This is a genomic window from Streptomyces sp. DH24 (genome assembly GCF_029813775.1).
Taxonomy (GTDB): Bacteria; Actinomycetota; Actinomycetes; order Streptomycetales; family Streptomycetaceae; genus Streptomyces.
On the sequence record NZ_JARVKW010000004.1, the window covers coordinates 32,653 to 58,918 of the forward strand.

The 26,266-nt window shown below is 72.0% G+C and carries 20 protein-coding genes, 1 tRNA gene and 1 pseudogene; 19 read left to right on the forward strand and 3 right to left on the reverse strand.

What is annotated here, in order from left to right:
• Positions 1–211 precede the first annotated feature (211 nt).
• From QC282_RS04170 to QC282_RS04255, 18 genes are all read left to right on the forward strand, one after another.
• Entirely contained in the window at positions 212–1,150 is a 939-nt protein-coding gene (locus tag QC282_RS04170) for a ketoacyl-ACP synthase III (protein ID WP_279547803.1), read from the forward strand.
• 137 nt (positions 1,151–1,287) lie between these two features.
• A complete protein-coding gene (locus QC282_RS04175; protein ID WP_279547804.1) occupies positions 1,288–1,965 on the forward strand; it encodes a GntR family transcriptional regulator in 678 nt (225 codons plus the stop codon).
• Between the two features lie 337 nt (positions 1,966–2,302).
• Positions 2,303–3,484: an ROK family transcriptional regulator gene (locus QC282_RS04180; protein ID WP_279547805.1), complete on the forward strand. Its 1,182-nt coding sequence runs from the start codon at positions 2,303–2,305 to the stop codon at positions 3,482–3,484.
• Between the two features lie 304 nt (positions 3,485–3,788).
• Complete coding sequence (locus tag QC282_RS04185) at positions 3,789–5,309, forward strand: sugar ABC transporter ATP-binding protein (RefSeq protein ID WP_279547806.1); 1,521 nt, start codon at positions 3,789–3,791, stop codon at positions 5,307–5,309.
• Positions 5,306–6,325, forward strand: a complete 1,020-nt coding sequence (locus QC282_RS04190) for an ABC transporter permease (protein ID WP_279547807.1) — start codon at positions 5,306–5,308, stop codon at positions 6,323–6,325. The genes QC282_RS04185 and QC282_RS04190 overlap by 4 nt, the downstream gene beginning before the upstream one ends.
• A 17-nt stretch (positions 6,326–6,342) precedes the next feature.
• Positions 6,343–7,389, forward strand: coding sequence for a substrate-binding domain-containing protein (locus QC282_RS04195; protein ID WP_279547808.1), 1,047 nt, complete (start codon positions 6,343–6,345; stop codon positions 7,387–7,389).
• Positions 7,390–7,474: 85 nt separating this feature from the next.
• Positions 7,475–8,683 carry a Gfo/Idh/MocA family oxidoreductase gene (locus QC282_RS04200; RefSeq protein ID WP_279547809.1) on the forward strand — a complete coding sequence of 403 codons (1,209 nt, stop codon included), beginning with the start codon at positions 7,475–7,477 and terminating at the stop codon, positions 8,681–8,683.
• A 13-nt stretch (positions 8,684–8,696) separates the two neighbouring features.
• Positions 8,697–9,695: a sugar phosphate isomerase/epimerase gene (locus tag QC282_RS04205; RefSeq protein ID WP_279547810.1), complete on the forward strand. Its 999-nt coding sequence runs from the start codon at positions 8,697–8,699 to the stop codon at positions 9,693–9,695.
• A 92-nt stretch (positions 9,696–9,787) separates the two neighbouring features.
• Positions 9,788–12,286 (forward strand): PQQ-dependent sugar dehydrogenase, encoded by a 2,499-nt coding sequence (locus tag QC282_RS04210; RefSeq protein WP_279547811.1) that lies wholly within the window; start codon positions 9,788–9,790, stop codon positions 12,284–12,286.
• A gap of 16 nt (positions 12,287–12,302) precedes the next feature.
• Positions 12,303–13,664 (forward strand): ThuA domain-containing protein, encoded by a 1,362-nt coding sequence (locus tag QC282_RS04215; RefSeq protein ID WP_279547812.1) that lies wholly within the window; start codon positions 12,303–12,305, stop codon positions 13,662–13,664.
• 120 nt (positions 13,665–13,784) lie between these two features.
• A complete protein-coding gene (locus QC282_RS04220) occupies positions 13,785–14,969 on the forward strand; it encodes an inositol-3-phosphate synthase (protein WP_279547813.1) in 1,185 nt (394 codons plus the stop codon).
• Positions 14,966–15,973 carry an SCO3242 family prenyltransferase gene (locus tag QC282_RS04225; protein WP_279547814.1) on the forward strand — a complete coding sequence of 336 codons (1,008 nt, stop codon included), beginning with the start codon at positions 14,966–14,968 and terminating at the stop codon, positions 15,971–15,973. The genes QC282_RS04220 and QC282_RS04225 overlap by 4 nt, the downstream gene beginning before the upstream one ends.
• Positions 15,970–17,043, forward strand: coding sequence for a sugar phosphate isomerase/epimerase (locus tag QC282_RS04230; protein WP_279547815.1), 1,074 nt, complete (start codon positions 15,970–15,972; stop codon positions 17,041–17,043). The genes QC282_RS04225 and QC282_RS04230 overlap by 4 nt, the downstream gene beginning before the upstream one ends.
• Positions 17,040–17,774 carry an EboA domain-containing protein gene (locus tag QC282_RS04235; protein WP_279547816.1) on the forward strand — a complete coding sequence of 245 codons (735 nt, stop codon included), beginning with the start codon at positions 17,040–17,042 and terminating at the stop codon, positions 17,772–17,774. The genes QC282_RS04230 and QC282_RS04235 overlap by 4 nt, the downstream gene beginning before the upstream one ends.
• The gene (locus QC282_RS04240; protein WP_279547817.1) at positions 17,774–18,622 is read left to right on the forward strand and encodes a TatD family hydrolase; all 849 of its coding nucleotides are present in this window, start codon (positions 17,774–17,776) and stop codon (positions 18,620–18,622) included. The genes QC282_RS04235 and QC282_RS04240 overlap by 1 nt, the downstream gene beginning before the upstream one ends.
• Positions 18,623–18,625: 3 nt before the next feature.
• Positions 18,626–19,795 (forward strand): metabolite traffic protein EboE, encoded by a 1,170-nt coding sequence (gene eboE / locus QC282_RS04245; RefSeq protein ID WP_279547818.1) that lies wholly within the window; start codon positions 18,626–18,628, stop codon positions 19,793–19,795.
• The gene (locus QC282_RS04250) at positions 19,792–21,213 is read left to right on the forward strand and encodes an alkaline phosphatase family protein (protein ID WP_279547819.1); all 1,422 of its coding nucleotides are present in this window, start codon (positions 19,792–19,794) and stop codon (positions 21,211–21,213) included. The genes eboE and QC282_RS04250 overlap by 4 nt, the downstream gene beginning before the upstream one ends.
• 46 nt (positions 21,214–21,259) lie before the next feature.
• Complete coding sequence (locus QC282_RS04255) at positions 21,260–22,303, forward strand: sugar phosphate isomerase/epimerase (RefSeq protein ID WP_279547820.1); 1,044 nt, start codon at positions 21,260–21,262, stop codon at positions 22,301–22,303.
• 87 nt (positions 22,304–22,390) lie between these two features.
• Here QC282_RS04255 and QC282_RS04260 read toward each other — a convergent pair.
• A pseudogene (locus QC282_RS04260) lies at positions 22,391–22,633 on the reverse strand (MFS transporter); the annotation flags it as partial.
• Positions 22,634–23,035: 402 nt separating this feature from the next.
• On the opposite strand from QC282_RS04260, the gene QC282_RS04265 reads away from it, so the two are divergent.
• Positions 23,036–23,120: transfer RNA gene (locus tag QC282_RS04265), tRNA-Leu, on the forward strand.
• A 245-nt stretch (positions 23,121–23,365) separates the two neighbouring features.
• Here the strand turns inward: QC282_RS04265 and QC282_RS04270 are convergent.
• Together QC282_RS04270 and QC282_RS04275 are read right to left on the reverse strand one after the other, a co-directional pair.
• Complete coding sequence (locus tag QC282_RS04270; RefSeq protein ID WP_279547821.1) at positions 23,366–25,069, reverse strand: hypothetical protein; 1,704 nt, start codon at positions 25,067–25,069, stop codon at positions 23,366–23,368.
• Positions 25,070–25,263: 194 nt separating this feature from the next.
• Positions 25,264–26,265 carry a hypothetical protein gene (locus QC282_RS04275; RefSeq protein WP_279547822.1) on the reverse strand — a complete coding sequence of 334 codons (1,002 nt, stop codon included), beginning with the start codon at positions 26,263–26,265 and terminating at the stop codon, positions 25,264–25,266.
• Position 26,266: the final 1 nt, after the last annotated feature.

Genomic DNA, 26,266 nt, shown 5'->3' on the forward strand with positions numbered 1-26,266 from the left:
TGTTCACCGGGTAGAGAGCCGTCCCGGGGAGTTCCCGGGCGCCCCGCCCCCGGGCCCCGCGGGTGATGCATCGGGCGATGCCCGGGCGTCCGAGGGTCTGACAGAAGCCGACAAGCCGCGCTCCGCTTTCCTGTCGCTTCGCCCGCCGCGCTACCCGCGAGTCACTGATCAGACTGGTGAATCCCGTTACACACGCACCAAGGGGGACGCCATGCACGGCTCGCGGATCGCTGCCGTCGGCCATTACCAGCCCGCCCGTATCCTGACGAACCGGGATCTGGCGGGCATGGTGGACACCAGTGACGAGTGGATCACGAGCCGGGTGGGCATCCGTACCCGCCACATCGCCGGTCCCGACGAACCCGTCGACGAGCTCGCCGCCCATGCCGCCGCCAAGGCGCTCGCCGCCGCCGGCCTGCTGCCCGGCGACATCGACCTGATCCTGGTCGCCACCTCGACCGCCATCGACCGCTCCCCGAACATGGCCGCACGCGTCGCCGACCGCCTCGGTGTGCCGTCGCCGGCCGCGATGGACATCAACGTGGTGTGCGCCGGCTTCACTCACGCCCTGGCCACCGCCGACCACACGGTGCGGGCGGGCGCCGCGACCCGGGCGCTGGTCGTCGGCGCCGACAAGATGTCCGACGTCGCCGACTGGACCGACCGCAGCACCTGCGTGCTCGTCGGCGACGGCGCGGGCGCCGCGGTCGTCGAGGCCGCCGAGGAACCCGGCATAGGGCCCGTGCTGTGGGGTTCGGTGCCCGGGATGGGGCGGGCGGTGCGCATCGAGGGCAGCCCGCCGCGTTTCGCCCAGGAGGGCCAGAGCGTCTACCGCTGGGCGACCACGCAACTGCCGCCCGTCGCCCGCGCCGCCTGCGAGCGGGCCGGCCTCGCCCCGGCGGACCTCGCGGCGGTCATCACGCACCAGGCCAACCTGCGCATCATCGAGCCGCTCGCCGAGAAGATCGGCGCCGTGAACGCCGTCGTCGCCCGCGACGTCACCGAGTCCGGCAACACCTCGGCCGCGAGCATCCCGCTCGCGTTCTCCAAGCTGGTCGAGCAGGGCGCGATCAGCACCGGCGACGCCGTTCTGCTGTTCGGGTTCGGGGGCAACCTCTCCTACGCGGGACAGGTCGTCAGGTGCCCGTGACCTGCTCACACGATCGGGTATGACGAGCCGAACTCCCTGCCGCCCTGACCTTTGTGCGCCGTAGACTGTAGACGAAAGACAATCGATGGCGGATTTCGGCGCGGACGGACCGGCCGTGCCGAGGAGGGGGAATCGCGATGTTGTCGACAGGACTGCCACAGGGAGCGGTGCCCAAACTCGAACGGCCCGGGCCGCTGCGCGACCGCGTCTACGAGGCCCTGCTCGAACTCATCACGACACGCGCCCTCCGGCCGGGCCAGCACCTCGTGGAGAGCGAACTCGCCGGTCACCTGGGTGTGTCGCGGCAGCCCGTGCGCGAGGCGCTCCAGCGGCTCAACACCGAGGGCTGGGTCGATCTCCGCCCGGCCCAGGGCGCGTTCGTGCGCGAACCGACCGACGAAGAGGCCGACCAGCTCCTGACGGTCCGTACGCTTCTGGAGGCCGAGGCCGCCCGCCTCGCCGCCCGGAACGCCGACGAGGAGGGCATCCACGCCCTGGACCAGATCGTGGAGCAGGGACTGCTGGCCGTCGAGTCCGACGACGTGGACGCCGCCTTCGCCCTCAATGCCCGCTTCCACGCCAAGATCATGGAACTCGCGGGCAACGCCGTCCTCGCCGAACTCGCCGCGCAGGTGGACCGGCGGGTGCGCTGGTACCACACCCCCGTCGCCCGGCAGCGCGGGCGGCAGTCCTGGATCGAGCACCAGGAGCTGGTCACCGCCATCCTGAACCGCGACGAGCAGGAGGCCGTGCGGCTCATGCGTGAGCACACCGAGCACACTCGCCGCTCGTACCACGCCCGCGACCGCTCGTAGGCCCTCGCGCCTGCGCACCCTCGCGTGCGCCCGCGCGCCGGCGCACGCGCACGACGCCCGCCCGCCCCGTGACCTTCCTGGACAGGGGCGGGCATGCGCGTCTCCGGGCCGGGCCGCGTCCCCGGCGGAGGGTCGGTCGTATCCGTACCAAGTGGCCCCAAATCCCCGCCTCCGACCGGGCTTTGTCCTGAGAGTGGAGAAAGTCGGCAGTAATTCGTGCGCGACTTCTTCCCAGTCCCGGCAGCCACTGCTACTTTCCCCTACGAAGCGAGCCGACGATGTGGCCGGAAACCGGCGCGCACAGGCCTATTGAGGCGGGGAGGGGCTAGTGAGACGCATGACCGCGCGACCCGCGAACGCTCACCAGGCCCGACTGCTCAAGCTGTTGCGCGACGGCGGCCCCAACTCCCGCGCCCAGCTCGGCGACCAGGTCGACCTGTCCCGGTCCAAGCTGGCCGTGGAGGTGGACCGCCTGCTGGAGACGGGGCTGGTCGTGGCCGACGGACTCGCCGCCTCCCGCGGCGGACGCCGTTCCCACAACATCCGCCTCGCGCCCGGACTGAGGTTCCTCGGCGTCGACATCGGCGCGACCTCGGTCGACGTCGCCGTCACCAACGCCGAACTGGAGGTCCTCGGCCACATCAACCATCCGATGGACGTGCGCGAGGGCCCCGTCGCGGTCTTCGAGCAGGTCCTCGCCATGGCCGCGAAGCTGAAGGCCTCCGGACTCGCGGAAGGGTTCGACGGCGCCGGCATCGGCGTCCCCGGCCCCGTCCGCTTCCCCGAGGGCGTGCCGGTCGCGCCGCCGATCATGCCCGGCTGGGACGGCTTCCCCGTACGGGAGGCGCTCAGCCAGGAACTCGGCTGCCCGGTCATGGTCGACAACGACGTGAACCTCATGGCGATGGGGGAGCAGCACGCCGGCGTCGCCCGCAGCGTGGCCGACTTCCTCTGCGTCAAGATCGGTACCGGCATAGGCTGCGGCATCGTCGTCGGCGGTGAGGTCTACCGCGGTACGACGGGCAGCGCCGGCGACATCGGGCACATCCAGGCGGTGCCCGACGGCCGCCCCTGCGCCTGCGGCAACCGGGGCTGTCTGGAAGCCCACTTCAGCGGGGCGGCCCTCGCCCGGGACGCCACCGAGGCGGCCCAGCAGGGCCTGTCGGTGGAACTCGCCGGCCGGCTTGAGGGGGGCGGCACCCTGAGCGCGATCGACGTCGCCGCCGCGGCCGCCGCCGGTGACGCCACCGCCCTCGACCTGATCCGCGAGGGCGGCAACCGCACCGGCCAGGTCATCGCCGGCCTGGTCAGCTTCTTCAACCCCGGCCTGGTGGTGATCTGCGGCGGAGTGACCGGCCTCGGCCACACCCTGCTCGCCGCGATCCGCACCCAGGTCTACCGCCAGTCGCTGCCCCTGGCGACCGGCAACCTGCCCATCGTCCTGGGCGAGTTGGGACCCACCGCCGGAGTCACCGGCGCGGCCCGGCTCATCAGCGACCACCTGTTCTCACCCGCGTAGACCCGCACCGCAACACGGCTCACTGCACCCGCAACACGGCTCACCGGCACCCCAACACGGCTCACCCGCACCGCAGTACAGCTCGCTCGCACCAGGAGTACGGCTCACCCGCACCCCGAGCCACAGCTCACCTGCACCGCCGGCACGACCCGCCCGCACCACCGCCGACCCGCACCACGCCCCTGCTCCGCCCTGCCCGGAAACGGCCTGCCCCGCGCAGGCCCGCACGGCCCGCTCGCCCCCGAGAAGGCCCGCTCGACAAGCGCCCTGGAACCGGCCCGCACGCCCGCCGAGGGGAATTCGCATGGCACCAGAACCACCGCTGCTCAGCATGACCGGCATCACCAAGTCCTTCCCCGGAGTCCGGGCCCTCGACGGCGTCGACCTGGAAGTCCAGGCCGGCGAGGTGCACTGCCTGCTCGGCCAGAACGGCGCCGGGAAATCCACCCTCATCAAGGTGCTCGCCGGCGCCCACCAGCCCGACACCGGCACCATCCGGTGGCGCGGCGAGCAGGTCACCCTGCGCTCGCCCATCGCCGCCATGCGCCTCGGCATCGCCACCATCTACCAGGAACTCGACCTGGTGGAGCACCTGTCCGTCGCCGAGAACGTCCACCTCGGCCACGAGCCCACCACCGCCGGTTTCGTCGTGCGCGGCAAGGCCGCCCGCGCCTCGACCGCCGCGCTGCTGCGGCGCCTCGGCCACCCCGAGATCGAACCCGGCCGCCTGGTCGGGGACCTGTCGGCGGCGCAGCAGCAGATCGTGTCCATGGCGCGGGCCCTGTCCCACGACGTACGGCTCATCGTCATGGACGAGCCGTCCGCCGCCCTCGACCCGGACGAGGTCGACAACCTCTTCCGCATCGTCGGCGACCTCACGGCCGACGGCGTCGCCGTCGTCTACATCTCCCACCGCCTGGAGGAGATCCGGCGCATCGGCGACCGGGTCACCGTCCTGAAGGACGGCCGCGCCGTCGCCGTCGGACTGCCCGCGAAGTCGACGCCCACCCGGGAGGTGGTCGCGCTGATGACGGGACGCAACGTGGAGTACGTCTTCCCGGAGCGGCCCGCGCGGGACACGACCGCGGGCACACCGGTCCTGGAGGTACGGGGACTGGCCCGGGAGGGCGAGTTCGCGCCCCTGGACCTGACCGTGCACGCCGGGGAGATCGTCGGCCTCGCCGGGCTCGTCGGCTCCGGACGATCCGAAATACTGGAGACCGTATACGGTGCGCGGAAGCCGACGGCCGGTCAGGTGGTCGTCGACGGCCGACCGCTCAGGCCCGGCAGCGTCCGCGCCGCCGTCCGCGCCGGACTCGGACTCGCCCCCGAGGAACGCAAGGCGCAGGCCCTGCTCATGCTGGAGTCCGTCACCCGCAACGTGTCGGTTTCCTCCATGTCCCGCTTCTCACGCGCCGGCTGGATCGACCGCGGCGCCGAACTGGGCGCCGCCCGGGCCGCCACCCGCGAACTGTCGCTGCGGCCCGACAACCCGTCCGTCCCGGTGCGCACCCTGTCCGGCGGCAACCAGCAGAAGGCCGTCCTCGCCCGCTGGCTGCTGCGCGGCTGCCGCGTGCTGCTGCTGGACGAACCCACCCGCGGCGTCGACGTCGGCGCCCGCGCCGAACTGTATGCAGTCATCCGTCGACTGGCGGACGAAGGCCTCGCCGTGCTGCTGGTCTCCAGTGAAGTGCCCGAGGTCCTCGGCCTCGCCGACCGCGTCCTGGTCCTGCGCGAGGGCAGCGTCGTCCACACGGCGCCGGCCCGCGAACTCGACGAACACCGCGTACTCGATCTCGTCATGGAAGGAAGTCCGGCGTCATGACGCAGCACGTGTCCCCGCCCCGGGGCGGCACCGGCAAGACGGCCCCGGTGGAAGGGCCGCCCGCCTGGCGCGGCAGGCTCGCCCGCGCCGACGTCCGCACCCTGTCCCTGCTCGGCGTGCTCGCCGCGCTGGTCCTCATCGGCGGCATCACCAAGCCCGACGAGTTCCTCGACACCCGCAACCTGCAACTCGTCCTCACGCAGGCCTCCGTGATCGGTGTCGTCACCGTCGGCATGACCTTCGTCATCATCTCCGGCGGCATCGACCTGTCCGTCGGCGCGATCGTCGCCCTCGCCTCCGTGTGGGCGACCACCGTCGCCACCCAGGAATACGGATTCCTCGGCATCCTGTTCACCGCGATCGTGGTCGGCGTGGGCTGCGGTCTCGTCAACGGCGTGCTCATCGCCTACGGGGCGATGGTCCCGTTCATCGCCACCCTCGCCATGCTCGCCTCGGCCCGCGGCCTCGCCCTGCAGATCACCGACGGCAGGACACAGATCGTCACCGTCGACGGTGTACTGGATCTCGGCGAACGCGATGCGTATGTACTCGGTATACCGCCGCTGGTCCTCGTCTTCGCCGTGGTCACGGTCATCGGCTGGCTGGTGCTCAACCGCACCACCTTCGGCCGCCGCACCGTCGCCGTCGGCGGCAACAGCGAGGCCGCCCGGCTCGCCGGCATCGACGTCCGCCGCCAGCGCCTGTACCTCTACCTGCTGTCCGGGCTGTGCTGCGGCATCGCCGCCTTCCTGCTGATCGTCCTGTCCGGTTCCGGCCAGAACACCAACGGCAACCTCTACGAACTCGACGCCATCGCCGCCGCGATCATCGGCGGCACGCTGCTCAGCGGCGGCCGGGGCACCATCACCGGCTCCGTGCTCGGCGTCCTGATCTTCACCACGATCACCAACATCTTCGCCCTGAACAACCTGCAGAGCGACGTCCAGCAGATCGCCAAGGGCGCGATCATCGTCGCCGCCGTGCTGGTCCAGCGCCGTACCGCGAGCACGACCTGAGGAAAGGGTTCACCGCCATGTCTCAACTCACCAGTCGCAGAGGACTGCTCTTCGGGACCGCCGCCGTGTCGGCCGGTGCCCTCCTCGCGGGTTGCACGAGTAACGAACCGTCGGACAAGGACGACGACAAGGCCGCGAGCAACCAGCCCGCCGCCGACGACCAGCCCGGCAAGCAGGTCACCATCGGCTTCGCCGGCCCGCAGGCCGACCACGGCTGGCTCAACGCCATCAACGAGAACGCCAAGAGCCGCGCCGAGAAGTACCAGGACGTCACCCTGGAGATCACCGAGGGCTCCAACGACACCGCCCAGCAGATCGGCCAGATCGAGACCCTCATCAACAAGAAGGTCGACGTGCTGGTGGTGCTGCCCGCCGACGGCAAGGCACTCACCCAGGTCGGACTGAAGGCGATGCGCGCGGGCATCCCCGTCGTCAACCTCGACCGGATCTTCAACTCCCCGCAGGCGTACCGCTGCTGGATCGGCGGCGACAACTACGGCATGGGCCTCAACGCCGGCCACTACATCGGCGAGAAGCTCAAGGACAAGCCGAACGCCCGCGTCATCGAACTCGCCGGCCTCGACAACCTGGAACTGACCAAGCAGCGCACCCAGGGCTTCGACGACGCCCTGAAGAACTACCCGAACATCAAGAAGGTCGCCCGCCAGGCAGCCGACTTCACCGTCGAGTCAGGCCAGGCCAAGATGGCCCAGCTCCTGCAGGCCCAGTCGAAGTTCGACGCGTTGTGGAACCACGACGACGACCAGGGCGTGGGCGCCCTGCGCGCCATCGAGCAGGCGGGCCGCGACGACTTCCTGATGGTCGGCGGCGCCGGCGCGCTCTCCGCGTTCCAGGCCATCAAGCAGGACAACGGGGTCCTCAAGGCGACCGTCCTGTACCCGCCGACCATGGCCGCGTCCGCCATCGACCTGGCCCGCGCCCTCGGCCAGGGCAAGGGCGTCGGCGGCCTCGCCGAGTTCGAGATCCCGGCGTCCCTCACCCTCTACTCGGCCGTCGTCGACAAGACCAACGTCGACCAGTACATGCCCACCGGCTTCAAGTAGAGGCGCCCGCACACCGGGCCCGACCCGCGCGAGGAGGGCCGGGCCCACCCCCCACCGCGCCGTGACGACGAGGAGGACCTTCCGCATGGGACAGCCGCAGCAGCAAGAAGGGACGGAGACCGGCAAGCCGCCGCTCAGGGTCGGCATGGTCGGCTACGCCTTCATGGGCGCCGCCCACTCCCAGGGCTGGCGCACAGCGGGCCGCGTCTTCGACCTGCCGCGCCGCCCGGTGCTCGCCGCGATCTGCGGCCGCGACGCCGCCGCCGTGCGCGCGGCGGCCGACCGGCACGGCTGGGAGGCGACCGAGACCGACTGGCGCGCCCTGGTCGAACGGGACGACGTCGACCTCGTCGACATCTGCACCCCCGGCGACAGCCACGCCGAGATCGCGCTGGCCGCCCTGGCCGCCGGGAAGCACGTTCTGTGCGAGAAGCCCCTCGCCAACACGGTCGAGGAGGCGGCGGCCATGACCCGGGCCGCCGACGAGGCCGCACGGCACGGCCAGGTGGCCATGGTCGGCTTCAACTACCGCCGGGTGCCCGCCATGGCCCTGGCCCGGAAGATGGTCGCCGAGGGCAGGCTCGGCGCACTGCGCCACGTACGGGTGGCCTACCTGCAGGACTGGCTGGTCGACCCGCAGTTCCCGCTGACCTGGCGGCTGCGCAAGGACCAGGCAGGCTCCGGATCGCTCGGCGACCTCGGCGCGCACATCGTGGACCTCGCGCAGTACCTGGCGGGCGAGCACCTCGCCGGCGTCTCCGCCCTCACCGAGACGTTCGTCCGCGAACGCCCGCTGCCCGGCGGCGCCCCGCAGGGCCTGACCGCCGAGTCGGCCGGCGGCACCGGACGGGTCACCGTCGACGACGCCGCCGTGTTCACCGGCCGCTTCACCTCCGGCGCCCTCGCCTCCTTCGAGGCCACCCGCTACGCCACCGGCCGCAAGAACGCCCTGCGCATCGAACTCAACGGCTCCCACGGCTCGCTCGCCTTCGACCTGGAACGCCTCAACGAGCTGTCGTACCACGACGGCAGGGAGCCCGGCACGCACGCCGGCTTCCGCCGCATCCTGGTCACCGAACCCGACCACCCCTACCTGGCGGCCTGGTGGCCGCCCGGCCACGGCCTCGGCTACGAGCACACCTTCGTCCACCAGGCCCGCGACCTGGTGCACGCCGTCGCCGAGGGCGGCCGGGCCGAGCCCTCCTTCGCCGACGGGCTGCAGGTGCAGCGCGTGCTGGCCGCGGTCGAGGAGAGCGCCGAGAAGAACTCCGTCTACACGCCCGTCGCACTCTGAGGAGGCCCCACGGATGCCGCGCAACTTCACGCTGTTCACCGGCCAGTGGGCGGACCTGCCCCTGGAGGAGGTCTGCCGCCTGGCCCGCGACTTCGGCTACGACGGCCTCGAACTCGCCTGCTGGGGCGACCACTTCGAGGTCGACAAGGCACTCGCCGACCCCTCCTACGTCGCCTCCCGCCACCAGCTCCTCGACAAGTACGGCCTGAAGTGCTGGGCCGTCTCCAACCACCTGGTCGGCCAGGCGGTGTGCGACGCCATCATCGACGAGCGCCACCAGGCGATCCTGCCCGCCCGCATCTGGGGCGACGGCGACGCCGAGGGCGTACGGCAGCGGGCCGCCGCCGAGATGCAGGACACCGCGCGCGCCGCGGCCCGCCTCGGCGTCGACACCGTCATCGGGTTCACCGGCTCCGCCATCTGGCACCTGGTCGCCATGTTCCCGCCCGCGCCCGCGTCGATGATCGACCGCGGCTACGAGGACTTCGCCGAGCGGTGGAACCCGATCCTCGACGTCTTCGACGCGGAGGGCGTCCGGTTCGCGCACGAGGTCCACCCCAGCGAGATCGCATACGACTACTGGACGACCGTACGCACACTGGATGCGGTCGACCGTCGACCGGCTTTCGGCCTCAACTTCGACCCCTCCCACTTCGTGTGGCAGGACCTCGACCCGGTCGGCTTCCTGTGGGACTTCCGCGACCGCATCTACCACGTGGACTGCAAGGAGGCCCGCAAGCGCCTCGACGGCCGCAACGGCCGCCTCGGCTCCCACCTGCCCTGGGGCGACCCGCGCCGCGGCTGGGACTTCGTGTCCGCCGGCCACGGCGACGTGCCCTGGGAGGACGTCTTCCGGATGCTCCGCTCCATCGGCTACCAGGGCCCGGTGTCCGTCGAGTGGGAGGACGCCGGCATGGACCGGCTCCAGGGCGCCCCCGAGGCCCTCACCCGCCTCAAGGCCTACGACTTCGAACCGCCGACGGCCTCCTTCGACGCGGCGTTCGGCAACTGACCACCCCCCCACGTCCCCACCGTCCCCGGGATGACGGCGCATCCCGGCGCACACCACCGACCCGTACAACCCGCCCCTTTCTGGAGGCACCCGTGCACGGGAACGACCGCACCACCAGAACCACCGTCCCCCTACGACGCCCGCACTTCCGCAAGGCGGTGGCGCTGCTCAGCGGCGCACTGCTCGCGGGAGCCTCTCTCACCCTCACCGCGCCGCAGGCCGGCGCGGCCGTCACCGGTCCGGCCGCGGCGCCGGCCGCCGCCGAGGACTTCCAGCAGGTCACCCTCGCCAAGGGTGAGCCGGAGGTCGGTGAACCGATGTCGCTCGCCGTGCTGCCGGACCGCTCGGTCCTGCACACCTCCCGCGACGGCGAACTCCGCGTCACCGACGCCGCCGGCAACACGAGACTGGCCGGCAAGCTCGACGTGTACTCCCACGACGAGGAGGGCCTGCAGGGCATCGGCGTCGACCCCGGCTTCGAAGAGAACCGTTTCATCTACCTGTACTACGCACCCCCGATGAACACCCCGGCGGGCGACGCCCCCGAGACCGGCACCGCGGCCGACTTCGCGCCGTACGACGGCGTCAACCGGCTCTCCCGGTTCGTCCTGAGGACCGACGGCACCCTCGACGTCGCCAGCGAGAAGAAGATCCTCGACGTGCCGGCCTCCCGCGGCATCTGCTGCCACGTCGGCGGCGACATCGACTTCGACGCGGCGGGCAACCTGTACCTGTCGACGGGCGACGACTCGAACCCCTTCCAGTCGGACGGCTTCACCCCGATCGACGAGCGCGCGAACCGCAACCCGGCCTTCGACGCCCAGCGTTCCTCCGGCAACACCAACGACCTGCGCGGCAAGATCCTGCGCATCAAGGTCAACGCCGACGGCTCCTACTCGGTCCCCGAGGGCAACCTCTTCGCGCCCGGCACCGACAAGACGCGGCCCGAGATCTACGCGATGGGCTTCCGCAACCCGTTCCGGTTCAGCGTCGACAAGAAGACCGGGATTCTGTATGTGGGCGACTACGGACCGGATGCAGGCGCCGCCGACCCGAAGCGCGGCCCGGCCGGCCAGGTCGAGTTCGCCCGTGTCACCGGCCCCGGCAACTTCGGCTGGCCGTACTGCACCGGCGACAACGACGCCTACGTCGACTACGACTTCGCGACCGGCGCCTCCGGCGGGTCCTTCGACTGCTCCGCCCCGAAGAACACCTCGCCGAACAACACCGGCCTGACCGACCTGCCCCCGGCGCAGCCCGCCTGGATCCCCTACGACGGCGGCTCCGTACCGGAGTTCGGCAGCGGCTCCGAGTCCCCGATGGGCGGCCCGGTCTACCACTACGACGCCGATCTCGACTCGCCCGTGAAGTTCCCGGAGGCCTACGACGGCGACTTCTTCGCCGGGGAGTTCGGCCGCCGCTGGATCAAGCGGATCACGAGCGACGCCGACGGCACCGTGCAGTCGATCAACGACGTGCCGTGGACCGGCACGCAGGTCATGGACATGGCCTTCGGCCCGGACGGCGCGCTGTACGTCCTCGACTACGGCACCGCCTGGTTCGGCGGCGACGAGCACTCCGCCCTGTACCGCATCGAGAACGCCACCGACGGCCACTCGCCGGTCGCCCAGGCCGCGGCCGACCGCACCTCCGGACAGGCCCCGCTGAAGGTGCGGTTCTCCTCCGCCGGCAGCAGTGACCAGGACGGCGACGCGCTCACCCACAGCTGGGACTTCGGCGACGGCGGCACCTCGACCGAGGCGAACCCGACGCACAAGTACCGGAAGAACGGCACCTACACCGCGACGCTGACCGTCAAGGACGCCTCCGGGCGCACCGGAAGCGCCAGTGTCCAGGTGGTCGTCGGCAACACCGCGCCCAAGGTGACGCTCGAACTGCCGCAGGACGGGCAGCTGTTCAGCTTCGGCGACGCGGTCCCGTTCAAGGTGAAGGTCACCGACCCCGAGGACGGCACGGCGGTCGACTGCTCCAAGGTCAAGGTCAGCTTCATCCTCGGCCACGACACCCACGGCCACCCGCTGACCTCCGCCAACGGCTGCTCCGGCACCATCCAGACCAGCGCCGACGGCGGACACGACGACGACGCCAACATCTTCGGGGTCTTCGACGCCGAGTACACCGACGGCGGAGGCGGCGGCCAGGCCCCGCTGACCACCCACGACCAGAACGTCACCCAGCCCAGGCACCGGCAGGCCGAGCACCACGGCGACGCGTCCGGCATCTCCGTCCTCAGCAGGGACACCGCGCACGGCGGCCGGACCGTCGGCGAGATCCACGACGGCGACTGGATCTCCTTCAAGCCGTACGCGCTGAGCGACGCCACGAAGATCACCGCCCGCGTCTCGTCCGGCGGCAGCGGCGGCACCCTCGAAATCCGCGCGGGCTCCGCCACGGGCACCCTGCTCGGCACCGCGACCGTGCCCGTCACCGGCGGCTGGGAGACCTTCCAGGACGTCCAGGCCGACCTGTCCCGCGCCCCGCGCGGCACGACCACGCTCTACCTGGTGTTCAAGGGGAGCGGCACCGGAACCCTGTACGACGTGGACGACTTCACGTTCACGACCGGCTGAGGGGAGGACACACACCATGCGTGTACGCGTACGAACGACGACCGCCGTCCTGGGCGCCGCCCTCCTGCTGGGCTGTGTCTCCGGACCGGCCGCCTCACAGCCGGACCGCGCCGCCGCCGGCACCGCCGGCGAGGCCAAGGCGGACAAGCGGGTGCTGGTCTTCTCCAAGACGGCCGGTTTCCGGCACGACTCCATCCCCGAGGGCGTCGCGACGGTGAAACAGCTCGGCGCGACGGGCGGCTTCACGGTCGACGCCACCGAGGACGCCGGCGCCTTCACCGCGGCCAACCTGCGGCGCTACGACGCGGTCGTCTTCCTGTCGACCACGGGCGACGTCCTCGACGCCGCCCAGCAGAGCGCCTTCGAGGGCTACGTCCGCCAGGGCGGCGGCTACGTCGGCGTCCACGCGGCCGCCGACACCGAGTACGACTGGGAGTTCTACGGCGGTCTCGCCGGCGCCTACTTCCAGTCGCACCCGGCGATCCAGCCCGCAACCGTGGACGTCGAGGACCGGGCCCACCCGGCGACGTCCGGGCTGGAGAAGGCCTGGAACCGCACCGACGAGTGGTACAACTACCGCTCCAACCCGCGCGAGAGGGCCCACGTCCTGGCCTCCCTCGACGAGGCGTCGTACACCGGCGGCACCATGCACGGCGACCATCCGATCGCCTGGTGCCAGGAGTACCGGGGCGGCCGGGCCTTCTACACCGGCGGCGGCCACACCAAGGAGTCCTACGCCGAACCGGAATTCCGTCAGCACCTGCTCGGCGGCATCCGGTATGCGATCGGCGATGTACAGGCCGACTGCCGACCGGAGAACGGATACCGTCCACTGTTCGACGGCACCTCCCTCGACGGCTGGCGGCAGGCCGGGCCGGGCTCCTTCGACCTGGCCGACGACGGCACCCTCACCACCACCGGCGGCATGGGCATGCTCTGGTACGCCGCCGAGAGCTTCGGCTCGTACTCGCTGAAGCTCGACTGGAAGATGGCCGGCGACGACAACTCCGGTGTCTTCGTGGGCTTCCCGCCCTCCGACGACCCGTGGTCGGCCGTGAACAACGGATACGAGATCCAGATCGACGCCAGCGACGTGCCCGAGAAGACGACCGGGTCCGTCTACGGCTTCCGCTCCGCCGACCTCAAGAAGCGCGACCGCGCGCTGAACCCGCCGGGGGAGTGGAACACGTACGAGATCCGCGTGGAGGGCGAACGCCTCCGCATCTGGCTCAACGGCGTGAAGATCAACGATTTCACCAACACCGATCCGGTCCGCTCCCTGACCGACGGCCACATCGGCATCCAGAACCACGGAGCCGACGACCAGGTGTCCTTCCGGGACGTCCGGATCAAGGAACTGCCCGCACAGGGCGACTGAGCGGCGGCGGGCGGAAGACGCCGGACTCCCGCCCGCCGTCTCGACCCCGTGCCCGGGGTGCGCGCGTCCGAGCGCACCCCGGGCCCCCTTCAGGGTTCGCGTACGACAAGGAGGCTGCCCATGTCCGCGTCCCGTTCCGAAGCCCGTGTCGGCGTCTGGCTGATCGGGGCCCGCGGCTCCGTCGCCACGACCGTCGTGGCGGGCTGTGCCGCACTGACCGCGGGGCTGCACCCGCCGACCGGGCTGGTGACCGAGACGCCCTTGTTCGCCGGCAGCGGCCTGCCCGCCCTGTCCGCCCTCGTCTTCGGCGGCCACGACACCGTCGACTGCCCCCTGCCCAAACGCGCCGAGACACTCGCCGCCCAGGGCGTGCTCCCGCCCGGCCTGCCCGCGGCCGTGGAGACCGAACTGGCCGCCGCCGACGGGGAGATCCGCCCCGGCGGCCCCCTGCCCGGCGACTCCCGCGACACCGACGAACTGGTCTCCGCGTTCGCCGCGGACATCCACGACTTCGTACGACGGAACCGGCTCGCCCGCGCGGTCGTGGTGAACGTCGCCTCGACGGAACCCGCCCCGACCGGCCCCGGCCTCCCGGCCAGCTCCCTCTACGCGGCCGCCGCCCTGCGCGCCGGCTGCCCCTACGTCAACTTCACCCCCTCCACGGGCCTGCACCACCCGGCGCTCGCCCCGGCGGCGCAGTCGTCCGGGCTGCCGTACGCGGGCCGCGACGGCAAGACCGGGCAGACGCTGCTGCGCGCGGTCCTCGGACCGATGTTCACCCAGCGGGCCCTGGCCGTCCGCGCCTGGTCCGGGACGAACCTGCTCGGCGGCGGCGACGGCGCCGCCCTCGCCGACCCGGCCGCCGCGGCCGCGAAGAACGCCGGCAAGGAACGCGTCCTCGCCGACACCCTCGGCACCGTCCCCGAGGGCGAGGTGCACATCGACGACGTCCCCGCGCTCGGCGACTGGAAGACCGCCTGGGACCACATCGCCTTCGACGGCTTCCTCGGCGCGCGCATGATCCTCCAGACCATCTGGCAGGGCTGCGACTCCGCCCTGGCCGCCCCCCTGGTCCTCGACCTCGCCCGGATCCTGGCCCGCGCCCACGAGGCCGGCCTGTCCGGCCCCGTCGGCGAACTCGGCTTCTACTTCAAGGACCCGATGGGCGAGTCCCCGGCGGGCCTGTCGGAACAGTACGCGGCGCTCACGGGCCTGGCCGCACGGCTGCGCGCCCCGGCCACCGAGGGCCCGCGCCCCACGGCGGGCGGCGCCCACGGCGCGGACGACGCCGGGGAGAGCCGATGAGCCGGGACGAGGCGACGGCGCACCGGCCGGCGGCGGCGTGCGCCCCGGACACCGCCGCCACCAAGCCGCCCAGCGCCGCCGACCGCCGCCGGGCCTGGGCCGAACTGCTGCGGCTGCCCGCCCTGTTCACCGTCCCCGGCGACGCCCTCGCCGGTGCGGCCGCGGCCGGTGCGCGCCCCGGCCCGCGCCTGCTGCTCGCCATCGGTTCCTCCCTGTGCCTGTACGAGGCCGGCATGGCCCTCAACGACTGGGCCGACCGCGCCGAGGACGCCGCCGAACGCCCGCACCGGCCGCTGCCCTCCGGCCGCGTCCGGCCCGCCGCCGCCCTCACCGCGGCCTGCGCCCTCACCGGCGCCGGGCTGGCCCTCGCCGCCCGCGCCGGACGCCCCGCCCTCGCGGTCGCCGCACCCCTCGCGGCCACCGTCTGGTCCTACGACCTCGCCCTGAAGCGCACCCCGGCCGGACCCCTCGCCATGGCGGCGGCCCGCGGCCTCGACCTGCTCCTCGGCGCGGCCGCCACCACCGGCCGCACCGGCGCGGCGCTGCCCTCCGCCGCCCTCCTGGGCTCGCACACCCTCGCGGTCACGGCCCTCTCCCGCCAGGAGACCCGGCACGGTTCGCCCCTGGCACCGCTGGTGGCCCTCGCCACGACCGGCCTCCTGGCCCATCTGGTGACCCGCCGCACCCCCCAGCCCCCGGCAGGCCGACGGGCAGCAGCCGCCCCCGGCCTGCCGGGCTCCGGCGCAGGGCCGGGCACCGCCCTCCCCCGCCTCACCACCGCGCTCGGCGCCGCCTACGCCGTCACGGCCGCGCGTCCCTACTTCCACGCCGCCCTCAACCCGTCACCCCCTCTCACCCAGCGCGCCGTCGGCGCGGGCATCCGCGCCACGATCCCCCTCCAGGCCGCGCTCGCCGCCCGCTCCCGCGCGGGCGCCGTCGCCCTGCTCGTCGCCGCGCTGGCCCCGGCCGGACGGAAGTTCGCGAGGAAGGTGAGCGTCACATGAGCCCGCAGCCACGGCGATCCCCGCACACCACACCCGACGACGGCCACCCCGCACCGGCCCCCGCACCGGCCCCCGCGGCGGTCGGCGCCCCGGCGCCCGCGCCGGACCCCGCTCCCACACCCCTGCGGGCCCCCCCACCCGCCCCCGCCCCTCTCCGCTTCGGCTACGGCACCAACGGTCTGGCCGACCTCCGCCTCGACGACGCCCTCGCCCTCCTCGCCGACCTCGGCTACGACGGCGTCGGCCTGACCCTCGACCACATGCACCTCGACCCGCTCGCCCCGGACCTCGCCGCCCGCACCCGCCAGGTCGCCCGCCGGCTCGACGCGCTCGGTCTCGGCGTCACCGTGGAGACGGGCGCCCGCTATGTGCTGGACCCGCGCCGCAAGCACGGCCCGTCCCTGCTGGACCCCGACCCCGAGGACCGGGCCCGCCGAGTCGACCTGCTGGTCCGCGCCGTGCGGGTCGCCGCCGACCTCGGTGCCCACGCCGTGCACTGCTTCAGCGGCACACGTCCCGACGGCACGGACGAGGACACGGCCTGGAAACGCCTCGCGGAAACCCTCGCCCCCGTGCTGAACGCCGCCGACAGCGCCGGTGTCCCCCTCGCCGTCGAACCGGAGCCCGGACACCTCCTCGCCACACTCGCCGACTTCCACCACCTGCGCCGCGCCCTCGGCGACCCCGAGAACCTCGGACTCACCCTGGACATCGGCCACTGCCAGTGCCTCGAACCCCTCCCTCCCGCCGACTGCGTCCGCGCCGCCGCCCCCTGGCTGCGGCACGTCCAGATCGAGGACATGCGGCGCGGCGTCCACGACCATCTCCCGCTCGGCGACGGCGAGATCGACTTCCCGCCCGTCCTCGCCGCCCTCTCCGCAGCCGGCTACCAGGGCCTCACGGTCGTCGAACTCCCGCGGCACTCCCACGCCGGCCCGCACCACGCCACCCGCTCCCTGCCCTTCCTCCGCGCCGCCGCACACCTCGCGGCCACCACGCCGCCCGCACCAGCCGCGGGCCCGCCTCCCGGCGATCCCTCCGCCACCCCCGAAGGGAGCAGCACCCCATGACCCGGTCGCACACCACCCCCGGCACACCGGGCATCCCGGCGACAGGCCCCGGCGACACCCCCGGCACCACCACACCCGCCACCCCCGTCCCCGTCGCCGAACTGCACCACTTCCTCGACGCGAACCTCGACGAGTCCGCCCGCGCCTGGCTCGGCCAGGCCCTCGACGAGGCCGCCACCCATCCCGGCATCCGCGGGCCGATCTCCGTGTGGGAACTCCGCCTCGCCGAGGCCGGCCGCCGCTGCGGCACCGCGCACGCCGACGCCGCGCGCATCCTCATCCTCCTCGCGGCCCGCGCCGACCCCGAGGCGCTCGGCCGCGTGTACGCCCAGGGCACCGCCGACGAACGCCGCGCCGTGCTGCACGCCCTGCCGCACCTCGTCCCCGGCCCCGACGCCCTGCCGCTCGTCGAGGACGCCCTGCGCACCAACGACACCCGGCTCCTCGCCGCCGCCGTCGGCCCGTACGCCGCCCGGCACCTCGACGCCCACCAGTGGCGGCACGCCGTACTGAAGTGCCTGTTCACCGGCGTGCCCGTGGCCGGCGTCGCGGACCTGCCGCGCCGTGCCCACCAGGACGCCGAACTCGCCCGGATGCTCGGCGACTACGCCGCCGAACGCGAGGCCGCCGGCCGCACCGTCCCCGAGGACCTGTACCGGGTGCTGGCCCTGACCGGGTGCGCGACCGAGCCGCCGCACCGCACGGACGACCCCCACGGCAAGGAGTCCTGATGCGCATCTTCGACCCCCACATCCACATGACGTCCCGCACCACCGACGACTACGAGGCCATGTACGCCGCGGGCGTCCGCGCCGTGGTGGAACCGTCGTTCTGGCTCGGCCAGCCCCGCACCTCGCCCGCCTCCTTCCGCGACTACTTCGACTCCCTCCTCGGCTGGGAACCCTTCCGCGCGGCCCAGTACGGCATCGCCCACCACTGCACGATCGCCCTCAACCCGAAGGAGGCCAACGACCCGCGCTGCCGGCCCGTCCTGGACGAACTGCCCCGGTATCTCGTGAAGGACGGCGTCGTCGCCGTCGGCGAGATCGGCTACGACTCGATGACGCCCGCCGAGGACACCGCCCTGGCCGCGCAGCTCCAGCTCGCCGCCGACCACGGCCTGCCCGCTCTCGTGCACACCCCGCACCGCGACAAGCTCGCCGGACTGCGCCGCACCCTCGACGTGGTCCGCGAGTCGGCGCTGCCCACCGACCGGGTCCTGGTCGACCACCTCAACGAGACCACCGTCAAGGAGGCCAAGGACAGCGGCGCCTGGCTCGGCTTCTCCGTCTATCCCGACACCAAGATGGACGAGGCCCGCATGGTCGGGATCCTCCGCAGCCACGGCCTGGACCAGGTCCTGGTGAACTCCGCCGCCGACTGGGGCCGAAGCGATCCGCTGAAGACCCGCAAGGTCGGCGACCTGATGCTCGCCGAGGGCTTCACCGAGGACGACGTCGACCGGGTCCTGTGGCGCAACCCCGTCGCCTTCTACGGCCTCAGCGGGCGCCTGAGCCTCGACGTCCCGGAGCCGGAGGCGCTGCACGAGGGCAACTCCATCCTGCGCGGCGGGGAGTGAGCCATGCGCTTCCGCCACCCCGACGGCTCCACCGTCCAGCTCGCCTACTGCACCAACGTGCACCCCGCCGAAACCCTCGACGGTGTCCTCGCCCAGCTCCGCGACCACTGCGAGCCCGTCCGCCGCCGCCTCGGCAGGGACCGCCTCGGCATCGGCCTGTGGCTGGCCCGCGACGCCGCGCACGCCCTCGTCTCCGACCCGTCCGCGCTGCGCGGCCTGCGCTGCGAACTCGACCGGCGCGGCCTGGAGGTCGTCACCCTCAACGGCTTCCCCTATGAGGGGTTCGGCGCCGACGAGGTCAAGTACCGCGTGTACAAGCCCGACTGGGCCGACCCGGAACGCCTCGACCACACCACCGCCCTCGCCCGGGTCCTCGCCGGGCTGCTCCCCGACGACGTCACCGAGGGCAGCATCTCCACCCTGCCGATCGCCTGGCGCACCGCCGCCGGCGACGACCGTACCGAGGCCGCCCGCACCGCCCTGCGCACCCTCGCCGAACGCCTCGACGCACTCCAGGAGCTCACCGGCCGGTCCGTCCGCGTCGGCCTGGAACCCGAACCGGGCTGCGTCGTCGAGACCACCGGCGACGCCATCGTCCCGCTCACCGCGATCGGCCACGACCGCATCGGCATCTGCGTCGACACCTGCCACCTCGCCACCTCCTTCGAAGACCCGAACACCGCGCTCGACGCCCTCTCCGCGGCCCGCGTACCCGTCGTCAAGTCCCAGCTGTCCGCCGCCCTGCACGCCGACCAGCCCCACCTGCCGGAGGTCCGCGAAGCGCTCGCCGCCTTCGCCGAACCCCGCTTCCTGCACCAGACCCGCACCACGGGCAACGCCGGCCTGTGCGGCACCGACGACCTCGACGAGGCACTCGCCGGCGAGGCCCTGCCCGACGCGGGACCCTGGCGCGCCCACTTCCACGTCCCCCTGCACGCGGCCCCCGCCGCGCCCCTCACCTCCACGCTCCCCGTACTGAAGGCCGCGCTGATCCGGCTCGTCGGCGGCCCGCACCCGCTCACCCGCCACCTGGAGGTCGAGACCTACACCTGGCAGGCCCTCCCGCCCGAGCTGCGGCCCCGCGGCCGGGCCCAGCTCGCCGACGGCATCGCCGCCGAACTCACCCTGGCCCGCGACCTGCTGACCGACCTCGGCCTCAAGGAGCTGCCATGAGCACCGGCGCCACCCCGCTTCTCGTCCTCGACGTGGTCGGCCTCACCCCCCGTCTCCTCGACCACATGCCCCACCTCAAACGGCTCGGCCAGTCCGGCTCCCGCGCCCCGCTCGGCACCGTCCTGCCCGCCGTCACCTGCGCCGCCCAGTCCACCTTCCTCACCGGAGCCCACCCCGCCGAGCACGGCATCGTCGGCAACGGCTGGTACTTCCGCGAACTCGGCGACGTACTGCTGTGGCGCCAGCACAACGGACTCGTCGCCGGCGACAAACTCTGGGACGCCGCCCGCCGCGTCCACCCCGGCTACACCGTCGCCAACATCTGCTGGTGGTACGCCATGGGCGCCGACACCGACATCACCGTCACCCCCCGTCCCGTCTACTACGCCGACGGCCGCAAGGAACCCGACTGCTACACCCGGCCCCCGGCCCTGCACGACGAACTCACCGAGAAATTCGGCACGTTCCCCCTGTTCCACTTCTGGGGCCCCGGCGCCGACCTCGTCTCCAGCCAGTGGATCATCGACGCCACCCGCCACATCACGGCCACCCGGCACCCCGACCTGACTCTGTGCTACCTCCCGCACCTCGACTACGACCTGCAGCGCTTCGGCCCCGACGACCCGCGCTCCCTGAAGGCGGCCGCCGACCTGGACGCCGCGCTCGCCCCGCTCCTGGACGACGCCCGCGCCGAGGGCCGCACCGTCGTCGCCCTGTCCGAGTACGGCATCACACCCGTCAGCCGCCCGGTCGACATCAACCGGGCCCTGCGCCGCGCCGGACTGCTGGAGGTGCACACGCAGGACGGCATGGAGTATCTCGACGCGATGGCGTCCCGCGCCTTCGCCGTCGCCGACCACCAGATCGCCCACGTCTACGTCCGCCGGCCCGAGGACCTCGCGGCCACCCGCGCCGCACTCGACGGCCTGCCCGGCATCGACATGCTCCTCGACGACGAGGGCAAGGAGGCCCACCACCTCGACCATCCGCGCTCCGGCGAACTGGTCGCCGTGGCGGAGCCGGACGCCTGGTTCACGTACTACTACTGGCTCGACGACGCCCGCGCGCCCGACTTCGCGCAGCTCGTGGAGATCCACCGCAAACCCGGCTACGACCCGGTCGAGCTGTTCATGGACCCGCTCGACCCCTATGTGAAGGCCAAGGCGGCCACCGCCCTGCTCCGCAAGAAGCTCGGCATGCGCTACCGCATGGCGGTCGTGCCCCTGGACCCCTCACCTGTTCGCGGCAGCCACGGCCGCCTTCCGCAGAGCGACGACGACGGTCCGCTCCTCATCTGCTCCACCCCCCATGCAGTCGGCGACCGCGTCGCGGCCACCGACGTGAAGTCACTGCTGCTTCACTTCGCCGGTCTCGCCGACGGGCCGGCGACCGACCCGTCCCCCACTGGTCACAAGTGAAGCACTCGCCACTGACAACGCCCATCGAGTCCGAGGAGTTCCAGGCATGAGCCGCTTGTCCCACACCGACCCCGAGCTCACCCACCGCCTCAGCAGACGAGGCATGCTCGGCGTGGCCGCGGGCGCCACCGCCGCCGCCCTGCTCGGCGCCGCGTCCCCCGCGACCGCCGCCCCCGCCCCCGCCCCCGCCACCGACGCCGCCCGCCGCGGCCGTCCCGTCCTGCCGCCCGGACGGCTCGGCATCCAGCTGTACAGCCTGCGCGACAAGGTCTCCACCCTCGGCTTCGCACCCGTCTTCGCCGAACTCGCCAGGTACGGCTACGACGAGGTCGAGTTCGCCGGCTACACCCAGGGCTCGGCGGGCCCCATCACGCTCGCGCAGCTCAAGCGCCTGGCCAGGGACCACGGCCTGAACCCGATCGGCAGCCACGTCGGCTACTACTCCAGCGACCCGAACGCGTACACCTTCGCGCAGAACCTCACCAAGGTCCTCGACGACGCCGAGGCCCTCGGACTCAAGCACATCGGCACCGCCTCCGGCCCGTTCCGCTACGGCTCGACCGTGGACGCCTGGAAGCGCGCCGCCGAGGAGTTCAACACCTACGGCGCGGCGGCGAAGGCACGCGGCATGAAGTTCTACCAGCACAACCACTCCGAGGAGTTCTCCTTCGCCACCGACGACCCCAAGGTGCGGCTGTACGACGTCCTGCTCGCCGAGACCGACCCCGATCTCGTCTACCTGGAGATGGACATCTACTGGGCATACGTCGGCCAGTTCCGCTTCTCCAAGCGCCCCGACGGCACGGCCGCGCCGTTCGAGCCGCTCGACTACGTCCTCAAGCAGCCGCACCGCTTCCCGCTGTTCCACGTCAAGGACGGCGAGAGCGACCCGTCGAACCCGTACGGCTACCGCATGACGGACGTCGGTGACGGCGACATCGACTACCAGCGGTTCATCTCCGGCGTGACCCGGCTGCGCGGCGAACGCCTCGCCCACCACTGGCAGGCCGAACACGACAACCCGGCCGACTCCCTCACCTTCGCCCGCCGCTCAAGCGAGCACCTGCACTCCCTGCGTGAGGACTGCTGACACCCCGGCACTCACCAGGCGGACACCCGAGGAGGCCCTCCCCGCGAACCGGGGAGGGCCTCCTCGTCGGGCACCACCGTCATGCCCTCACACCGCCTCCTCACCGAGCGGCTGGGGATTGGGCGCCATGCGCCCGGGCCTGGGCCGTCCCGGCGGATGCCGGAACAGTGCCATGAAGCCCGCGAACAGCGAGATCGAACCCGCCAGGACGAACGCCCCCGCGTAGTCCCACGCGCCCACGACCACGGCGCCCATGCCGGACCCGAGCAGACCGGAGACGAGCTTCGAGGAGTAGACGAGACCGTAGTCCGAGGCGTAGTTGTTCTCACCCAACCCGCCACCGCCACCACCGAGGCGAGGCACACCCCCACCGAGACCAGCCCCAGCGGAAGTCGGTGAGGTTCATGTATCGGCGGCTTCGGCGGGTCCCGGCGCGGCGCGTTCGTCGGTGGCGAGCTGCTCGTCCGCGCCGTCACCCGGGGCCCGGCGGGGGAGCGGCTGCCGGGCAACGTCCCGGACCGCCACCTCATGCCGTGCCAGGCCCGGCCGCGGCGCTCTGACCTTGCACGCATATACGGAGAGTGGTTGACCGGGGCCGATCGGTGAAGGGTGCCTGGCGGCGCGCCCGCAGGGGCCCCGGCGGGCGGAAACGCAGGTGAAAGGCACTCCGAAACCTTGGTATTGTTGTCTCGTCGCCGCGGGGAGAAGCCCCCGCCGAGCGGCAGACACCTTGTCCGGGTGGCGGAATGGCAGACGCGCTAGCTTGAGGTGCTAGTGCCCTTTATCGGGCGTGGGGGTTCAAGTCCCCCCTCGGACACTCACTGGGACGTTCACGAGATCGTCCCGAAGCGTTCACGAATTACCGGTCGAGTCATGTTACTCGCCGGTATTTCGTCGTTTCTGGGGCCTCGAGCCTCGTGATCGGCCCGATGAGGGGGTGAGGCGGTGGCGGTCCAAGCACTGCACCTCTCACCTGCGGAAACAGGACATGCCTGCGTGACGGCTGGTAGCCGTGACGCAGGCATGTGGGGTTTTCAGGGGGCGGAGCGCGGCGGAGGTGTGTCACTCGCGTGGCGGAGGCTCGACCTGCTCGGCCGGAAGCGGTCGCGCCTGGAGCGGGGCGGAAGGCTCACTGGGTTGGGTTGTGGCGCTCTGCGTGCTGGCTTTGCGGGGCTGGATGCCCTGGTTGCGGAGGAACCGTCGGATGGCTCTGAGGTTCGCCACGAAGATGATGACGGCATTGAGCAGGGTCTGTGCGACGCGTCCGTGCGGCAGGCGGAGCTGGGGATTGTCGATGCTGTCGAGGGCGGACTTCTTCAGGTTGCCGTTGCCGCCCTCGTTCTGACTGCGCAGTCCGGACCAGGCTTCCTGCCACAGAGGGGTGAACAGGGGGTATTTCTGCCGCCACTTGGCCAACACGGTGCCCGGGACGGTAATGCTCTTCCCCCTGCAGATGTCGGGGTAGACGGGGGTGTCCCGCTTGGGCTTGGGGATGGTGGGCAGGGCTGCCGGGGTACGCACGGTGGGGGCGTTGAGGTCGACGACGGTGGACGGGCGTGGCTGGGGCCGGCGATAGCAGGTGACCGTGGCGTGCGGCCCGAGGGCGGGGCACTGCCGACGCTGGTCCCCTGCGGGCCCGTACTCCTTGATCTTGGTCTGGTAGTCCTTCCGGGACTGGACCAGGTTGAGTGCGTGGGCGCGGTCCTCGTCCGTGCGGCTGTCGATGTACGTGGCGCCCGCAGTGATGAGCGGGGTGGGCATCAGCGGGCAGTAGAACTCGCCACCGACCAGCTGCATGCCGCGGAACTCTCCCTGCCGGTCGACCTTGTCGTCGTTGTAGTGCTTCACCGCGTTGAGGCCGAGTTTGAGCAGCTGCAGATGCAGGTTGTGAGGCTTGGCCTGGGTGATGCCCCGGTCGGCGCAGAACAGGTCTTTGACCAGGCCTCGTTCGAAGGCCGGCTGGATGGCGCGCAGGGCGGCCGGGCCGGGTTCGGTGCCCGGGGTGTGAAGGATCATGCCGAGGCAGACCGCGGGGTAGGCGCCGGCGAGGTCGCCATGGCCATGGCCCGGGAACGCGGCCATCATGGCGTAGCGGAACTCTCTCTTCTCCGGCGCCTTGGCTTTCTTCTCCTGTCCCGACTTGGTCTTGCGAGGCACTGGCTTGTTTGCCGTGCCGCGCCGGGTGCCAGTGTTCGTGGAGGCCGCAGCTTTGCCGCTGGGCCCCGACTTTTTCTGCGTTCCTCCCTTCACGTACATCCCGGCGGTGATCTCAAGCGAGGCCCGGTCCTGGTGGTAGTCCGGCTCTTTGCCCCAGACCGGAACCGGAGTGTCGTCGACCGAGATGTGGCCAGGCCACCGAGCGAAGTCGCCGCGCCGGTAGGAAGCCATCACCGGAGCGAGAATCAGATCCTGGGCGATGGCCTCCAGGTTGCGCACGGTCTCCTGGTTGGCGAGGGCATTCCACTTCCGTCGGATCTTCTTGGCCTCGCTGAGCGACAGTCGCTTGCGGCGGTCGTGTGGTGCCGGGTCGAGGCGCCGGGTCATCGAGGCCCAGGACCGGTAGACGCGCTTCGACGTCGCGTACTGGTGGTGCGCGACGCGGTCGATTTCTTCTCGGGTTGCGCCCTCGCGGATGTGCAGGTCGACGTCGGGGACGTCAAGGAGGGCTTTGGACCCTGGAGACAGGGCGAAGAAGAGCGTCTCCCATGCGTCGTTGATGTTCGCGCTCTTGCCCATGTACTGCGACAAGATCAGGCCGATCAGCACTGTGCGGAACGGGAAGCCCTTCGGGCCTGGCCGGAGCTCGTTGGAGGGAAGGCGTTCCAGTACTCCGCTGTGTCGCACGAGGTCGAAGACCTGCCTCACAACGCGGTCGTTGAGGGTCCGGCCGGGGGCCTGCGGTGCAGGGCGTAGGGCTAGGCCGGTACGCCGGCAGGGTTTGTCCTCCGGGTTCTTCCTGCTCATGCCGCCCCCCGCAACAGATCGGATGCCTCCGCTTCGGGCACGTCGTGGAGGAAGACGAGGTAGCGCGAGAGGCTGTGCAGGGTCCCGAGCCCCGACGCTTTGAGGATCACCTTCAGCGGAATACCTGCATTCAGCAGTTCGACGAGCCAGGTTGTGCGCAGCCGCTGGGTCTGCAGCACTGCACCGTCACAACGGCCGATGATCCGCGGGTACCTGGCCAGCCAGTCCGATGCGATGTGCTTGCTGGTGCGGTCCTGCCAGTCCGGTCGGAAGGCGTACGCGTCTGCCGGGATGTGGGCGGCTTCCGCCAGCAGCAGTTCCTCGTAGGCGTACCGGCATACGACAGTGCGCGGACGGCGCCCGTGCACCTTGACCAGTGCCCGGCCGGTGGGGCCCGCGAGGATGTCCCGCCCCTGAACGTACACAAGATCCTCAACGGCGAGCCCGCAGCCAACGCCAAGACAGAACAGAAGACAGGCGTTGCGCCGCTGGGCGGGGGTGGGCAGGCTCTGCGCCCAGATCAGCCAGTAGGCGATTTCTGCCGGCGGGTAGGGGGCCACTGGGGCGGCGGTGGCCTTCAGCCGGATCGGCGGATGCTGTCCGAGCTGGTCCAGCAGGAGTGCTTCGGAGGCCCGGCGCAGCTGGCTACTGCAGGTTCGGCGGCTGTTGGCGGCCATGTCGCGGCAGCCGACGAGGATGAACCGTTCGACGGTGCTCTGGTCAAGGATCACCGAGGGTTCGAGCGGGAGGCCCTGGGCCTCGACCCAGGCGACCAGCCGTGCGAGCGGTGTCATGACCACGTCTGGGCCGTAGGGTCCCGCTGCGGCGGCCATGAATCCCAGCGAGCGGACGACCGGAGCGATGCGGCGCCACTGGGCGGGTGGCACCGTCTCCGCCTTCGGTGCGTAGGTCAGCAGGCGATTCGACACAGCGACCTCCAGGCGCAAGGCCCATGACAGCTGGCCGGTTAACCGGCCGCTGGTGCCAGTGTCGATCACG

Excerpts from the sequence above, each read along its gene's own strand:
- QC282_RS04170 (WP_279547803.1), top strand. The coding sequence starts at position 212 with ATGCACGGCTCGCGGATCGCTGCCGTCGGCCATTACCAGCCCGCCCGT.
- QC282_RS04175 (WP_279547804.1), top strand. The coding sequence starts at position 1,288 with ATGTTGTCGACAGGACTGCCACAGGGAGCGGTGCCCAAACTCGAACGG.
- QC282_RS04180 (WP_279547805.1), top strand. The coding sequence starts at position 2,303 with ATGACCGCGCGACCCGCGAACGCTCACCAGGCCCGACTGCTCAAGCTG.
- QC282_RS04185 (WP_279547806.1), top strand. The coding sequence starts at position 3,789 with ATGGCACCAGAACCACCGCTGCTCAGCATGACCGGCATCACCAAGTCC.
- QC282_RS04190 (WP_279547807.1), top strand. The coding sequence starts at position 5,306 with ATGACGCAGCACGTGTCCCCGCCCCGGGGCGGCACCGGCAAGACGGCC.
- QC282_RS04195 (WP_279547808.1), top strand. The coding sequence starts at position 6,343 with ATGTCTCAACTCACCAGTCGCAGAGGACTGCTCTTCGGGACCGCCGCC.
- QC282_RS04200 (WP_279547809.1), top strand. The coding sequence starts at position 7,475 with ATGGGACAGCCGCAGCAGCAAGAAGGGACGGAGACCGGCAAGCCGCCG.
- QC282_RS04205 (WP_279547810.1), top strand. The coding sequence starts at position 8,697 with ATGCCGCGCAACTTCACGCTGTTCACCGGCCAGTGGGCGGACCTGCCC.
- QC282_RS04215 (WP_279547812.1), top strand. The coding sequence starts at position 12,303 with ATGCGTGTACGCGTACGAACGACGACCGCCGTCCTGGGCGCCGCCCTC.
- QC282_RS04220 (WP_279547813.1), top strand. The coding sequence starts at position 13,785 with ATGTCCGCGTCCCGTTCCGAAGCCCGTGTCGGCGTCTGGCTGATCGGG.
- QC282_RS04225 (WP_279547814.1), top strand. The coding sequence starts at position 14,966 with ATGAGCCGGGACGAGGCGACGGCGCACCGGCCGGCGGCGGCGTGCGCC.
- QC282_RS04230 (WP_279547815.1), top strand. The coding sequence starts at position 15,970 with ATGAGCCCGCAGCCACGGCGATCCCCGCACACCACACCCGACGACGGC.
- QC282_RS04235 (WP_279547816.1), top strand. The coding sequence starts at position 17,040 with ATGACCCGGTCGCACACCACCCCCGGCACACCGGGCATCCCGGCGACA.
- QC282_RS04240 (WP_279547817.1), top strand. The coding sequence starts at position 17,774 with ATGCGCATCTTCGACCCCCACATCCACATGACGTCCCGCACCACCGAC.
- eboE (WP_279547818.1), top strand. The coding sequence starts at position 18,626 with ATGCGCTTCCGCCACCCCGACGGCTCCACCGTCCAGCTCGCCTACTGC.
- QC282_RS04250 (WP_279547819.1), top strand. The coding sequence starts at position 19,792 with ATGAGCACCGGCGCCACCCCGCTTCTCGTCCTCGACGTGGTCGGCCTC.
- QC282_RS04255 (WP_279547820.1), top strand. The coding sequence starts at position 21,260 with ATGAGCCGCTTGTCCCACACCGACCCCGAGCTCACCCACCGCCTCAGC.